The sequence below is a fragment of the Lysinibacillus sp. NPDC059133 genome, from assembly GCF_042755925.1.
Taxonomy (GTDB): Bacteria; Bacillota; Bacilli; order Bacillales_A; family Planococcaceae; genus Lysinibacillus.
Window position 1 is genome coordinate 1 of record NZ_JBHZDH010000112.1, and the last position, 3391, is coordinate 3391.

At 41.4% G+C, this 3391-nt stretch carries 3 protein-coding genes; 2 read left to right on the top strand and 1 reads right to left on the bottom strand.

The window, feature by feature from the left end; translation table 11 throughout:
* Window positions 1-157: 157 nt before the first annotated feature.
* Window positions 158-1498 carry a dihydrolipoamide acetyltransferase family protein gene (locus tag ACFXN8_RS26335; protein ID WP_376072872.1) on the top strand — a complete coding sequence of 447 codons (1341 nt, stop codon included), beginning with the start codon at window positions 158-160 and terminating at the stop codon, window positions 1496-1498.
* Window positions 1499-1503: 5 nt separating this feature from the next.
* Entirely contained in the window at window positions 1504-2919 is a 1416-nt protein-coding gene (gene lpdA, locus ACFXN8_RS26340; RefSeq protein WP_370045968.1) for a dihydrolipoyl dehydrogenase, read from the top strand.
* Window positions 2920-3177: 258 nt separating this feature from the next.
* Here the strand turns inward: lpdA and ACFXN8_RS26345 are convergent.
* A partial coding sequence (locus ACFXN8_RS26345; protein WP_386848314.1) for a hypothetical protein occupies window positions 3178-3391 on the bottom strand: 214 nt, incomplete at its 5' end.

A 3391-nucleotide genomic window follows, 5' to 3' on the forward strand; every position in this document is an offset into this window, starting at 1 on the left:
CACCCGATTAATTTAGTTAAAGCCTCCGGCGGATGTCACGGAATCGGAAAGGAGTGCTTTGTGCAAGCACAAAGCCGATTCCGGACGCAATTATGCCGAGGCATAATTGATTATATGTAGCTTCTAAACGACGGTAATATAGAAAGGATGGGTACACATGGCATTTGAATTTAGATTACCAGATATAGGCGAGGGTATTCACGAAGGCGAAATCGTGAAATGGTTCGTTAAAGCTGGAGATACAGTAAAAGAAGATGATATTCTTTGTGAAGTACAAAATGACAAAGCAGTAGTAGAAATCCCTTCTCCGGTTGAAGGGAAAGTAGAGGAAGTTTTAGTAGGAGAAGGCACAGTAGCTGTTGTTGGTGATGTCTTAATCCGCTTTGATGCACCTGGCTATGAAGATTTAAAGCTAAAAGGTGATGACCATGCTGAAGCGAAAACAGAGGCTCAAGTTCAAGCGACAGCTGAGTACGGTAAGGAAGTAGTAAAGGCACCCGTTGAAGCTGAGCAGGCTCCAGAGAAAACTCCTGAAAAGACTGAAGCTGTTGTAGTAGCAGAAGATAATAAGCGTATCATTGCAATGCCTTCCGTACGTAAATTTGCACGAGATAATGATGTGAATATTCGTGAAGTTAAAGGTACAGGCAAAAATGGTCGTATTTTAAAACAAGATATTGAGAATTTCCTAAAAGGTGGAGGCGCTGTGGAAGCTGAAGTAGCACCAGTGGCTAATGAAGAAGCTATTCAGCAAGAAACAACTACACAAGCAGCACCAGTAGTCCTTGAAGGTGAATTCCCAGAAACACGTGAGAAAATGTCGGGCATTCGAAAAGCAATTGCAAAAGCGATGGTTCACTCGAAACAAACCGCTCCACATGTTACACTAATGGATGAAGTCGATGTAACAGCTCTAGTAGCACATCGCAAAAAATTCAAAGATATCGCTGCTGAAAAAGGTGTTAAATTAACGTACTTACCATACGTAGTTAAAGCGCTTGTTTCAACTTTACGCGAATTCCCGGAATTTAACCGCTCATTAGATGATGCAACACAAGAGATTATTCAGAAGCATTATTATAATATTGGTATTGCAGCAGATACAGAAAAAGGCTTACTAGTACCAGTTATTAAGCACGCGGATCGTAAATCTGTTTTTGCAGTATCAAATGAAATTAATGAATTAGCGACTAAAGCACGTGAAGGCAAGCTTGCACCACATGAAATGAAGGGCGCTTCGATGTCGATTACGAATATCGGCTCTGCAGGAGGACAATGGTTTACTCCGGTAATTAATCATCCTGAAGTAGCGATTTTAGGTATCGGTCGAATTGCAGAAAAACCTGTAATAAAAAATGGTGAAATTGTAGCCGCACCTGTGTTAGCATTATCATTGAGCTTTGATCATCGTATGATTGATGGAGCCACTGCGCAAAATGCTTTAAATCACTTAAAGCGTTTGTTAAGTGAACCAGAATTATTATTAATGGAGGCGTAACAAAAATGGTAGTAGGAGATTTTCCAATCGAAACAGATACTCTTGTCATTGGTTCAGGTCCTGGAGGATATGTAGCAGCAATTCGTGCAGCTCAAACTGGCCAAAAAGTAACAATCGTTGAAAAAAATGTACTTGGTGGTGTGTGCTTAAACGTAGGTTGTATCCCATCAAAAGCATTAATTTCAGTAGGTCACCGTTTTGAGCATGCTAAACATTCAGATGACATGGGTATCATCGCTTCTGATGTGAAATTAGACTTCTCAAAAGCACAAGCATTTAAAGACAGCGTTGTTAAAAAATTAACTGGCGGTGTTGAAGGCTTACTTAAAGGTAATAAAGTTGAAATTGTACAAGGTGAAGCTTATTTCGTTGACGCTAATTCAGTGCGTATCATCAATGGTGAATCTGCTCAAACTTACACATTTAACAATGTAATTATCGCAACGGGTTCTCGCCCAGTTGAAATTCCAACATTCAAATTCTCTGATCGCGTACTAAATTCTACTGGCGCACTTTCTTTACAAGAAGTACCAGGTAAATTAGTCGTTATCGGTGGAGGCTATATTGGTACAGAGTTAGGCTCAGCTTATGCTAATCTTGGCTCACAAGTAACAATTATCGAAGGCGGAAAAGATATCTTAGCTGGTTTCGAAAAACAAATGACACAAATCGTGAAAAAAGGCCTTAAAAAGAAAGGCGTTGAAATGGAAGTAAACGCATCTGCAAAAGGCGTTGAAGAAACAGAAAACGGCGTAGTAGTAACATATGAAGTTGGCGGAGAAGAGAAAAAAGTTGAAGCTGACTATGTATTAGTAACTGTAGGTCGTCGTCCAAATACAGATGAAATGGGCCTTGCTGAAATCGGTATTGAATTCGGTGAACGTGGTCTTATCAATGTTGACAAACAATGTCGTACAAATATTCCAAACATCTATGCAATTGGTGATATTGTAGCAGGTCCTCAGCTTGCTCATAAAGCATCTTACGAAGGTAAAGTTGCTGCTGAAGCAATCGCTGGTGAAAAATCAATCGTTGATTATTTAGCTATTCCTGCTGTATGCTTCACAGATCCAGAAATGGCAACAGTTGGTTATAACGAAGATGAAGCGAAAGCTGAAGGCATTGAATACACTGCAGCGAAATTCCCATTCGCAGCAAATGGTCGTGCACTTGCATTAAACCAAACAGAAGGTTTCGTGAAGCTTGTTGCTCGTAAAGAAGATGGCTTATTAATCGGTGCTCAAATCGTAGGTGCTGGTGCATCAGATATGATCGCTGAAATGGGCTTAGCAATTGAAGGCGGCATGACTGCTGAAGATATTGCTTTAACAATTCATGCTCACCCAACATTAGGGGAAATTACAATGGAAGCTGCTGAAGTATTACTTGGCAACCCAATCCATATTGTAGCTAAAAAATAATAGTTTCATGAAAACGGCTATAAAGCATTTGCTTTGTAGCCGTTTTTTTGTATTGAATAATTATTGTTTCAATGAAATTAAGGTGTCCTATTATTTCGGCACAACGAGAGGTTGATTTCCGTTCCGGCTGGGCGCTTCGTTGTTGCTGTCGCTACGCTTTCGCACAGATAAAACATTTGTTGCTGCCGCTACGCTTTCGCACAGAGCAAAGCTTCCTGGGGGCGTCGGGGCAACAGGATGTTGGTCACGAAGGCGTTATCACAGGACGTGATGCTTTTTAGCCTTCGTTCCCCTCCCGCTTCGCTGCAGGGGCTCGGGCCAACAGATGTTTTTTGCGCGAAAGCGAAGCGGCAGCAAAAGGGTTTCATTCTGTGCGAAAGCGTAGTGTAACGAAGCGACAGCAACAGCACCGATGTTGGTCACGAAGGCGTTATCACAGGACGTGATGCTTTTAGCCTTCGTTCCCTGTCTC

Coding starts and splice junctions, on each gene's coding strand:
- ACFXN8_RS26335 (WP_376072872.1), top strand. CDS start 158: ATGGCATTTGAATTTAGATTACCAGATATAGGCGAGGGTATTCACGAA.
- lpdA (WP_370045968.1), top strand. CDS start 1,504: ATGGTAGTAGGAGATTTTCCAATCGAAACAGATACTCTTGTCATTGGT.